2 protein-coding genes are annotated in these 942 nt (G+C 64.5%); both read left to right on the top strand.

Annotation, left to right across the window (positions count from 1 at the left end; genetic code table 11):
- Nucleotides 1-200: 200 nt before the first annotated feature.
- Nucleotides 201-521 (top strand): YnfA family protein, encoded by a 321-nt coding sequence (locus EN742_RS36135; protein WP_127406514.1) that lies wholly within the window; start codon nucleotides 201-203, stop codon nucleotides 519-521.
- Nucleotides 522-638: 117 nt separating this feature from the next.
- Nucleotides 639-942 (top strand): small ribosomal subunit Rsm22 family protein (locus EN742_RS36130; RefSeq protein WP_281035060.1); only part of this gene is annotated, 304 nt, incomplete at its 3' end.

The following is a 942-nucleotide window of genomic DNA, read 5'->3' as shown; positions in this document are numbered from 1 at the left end:
TTCCATGGCCAAATGCGAAAAGGCGCTGGAAATGCGCGACATGGGCCACCGGCAGGAACCGGCGGTCGCCCAACCCGCCCGCCGCAGGAAGGTGGCGGACGGGGAATAGGGCGCCGGCGGCATCGCGTTCAATTGGCCCATTGTCCTTGCCATAGGCTCCCCAAGCATGAAAAAGGTCTCGTCATCGCGAGACCTTTTTCATGACCTACCTCATCTACATCGCCGCCGCCCTTGCCGAGATCGCCGGCTGCTTCTCGTTCTGGGTCTGGTGGCGGCTGGGAAAGTCGCCTCTATGGCTGGCGCCGGGCCTCGTCTCGCTCGCTTTGTTCGGCTTACTGCTGGCGCTCGTCGACACGTCGGCCGCCGGCCGCGCCTATGCGGCCTATGGCGGCATCTACATTGCGGCATCGCTCGGCTGGCTGTGGCTGGTGGAAGGAGTGCGCCCCGACCGCTGGGACCTCGCCGGAGCAGCGCTCTGCATCGCCGGGGCTTCGGTCATCCTGCTCGCGCCGAGAGCATGATGCCGAAAAGTGTGAAACGGTTTTCGGACGACATCATGCTCTATCTCGTTGATTTAGAACTGGATAGTTTCAGGTCGATTCGGCCTGAAACTATCCAGTTCTGAGGGAGCCTGAGCCGTGGAACTCCCTGCCCCGCTCCGGCAAGGCGTCGAGCGCCTGCTCGAAAATGTGCCGCTGCAGGCGCTCAAACAGGCGGCAAGGACGCTGTCCGACCGCTATCGCGCGGAACTGCGCGACGGCCGCCTGCACATGGCCGAGGATATGGCGGTCAAAGCCTATCTGGCGACGCGGCTGCCGGCGACCTATGCCGCCGTTCGCGCCAGCCTCGATGCGCTGGCCGAGGCAAGGCCCGACTTCCAGCCGAGGACCTTGCTCGATATCGGCGCAGGGCCTGGCACGATGCTTTGGGCCACGCTCGACC

The organism is Mesorhizobium sp. M4A.F.Ca.ET.020.02.1.1, from assembly GCF_004022645.1.
Lineage (GTDB): Bacteria > Pseudomonadota > Alphaproteobacteria > Rhizobiales > Rhizobiaceae > Mesorhizobium.
Note: the sequence above shows the minus strand (reverse complement) of the source record. Positions and strands in the feature narration are given on the sequence as shown.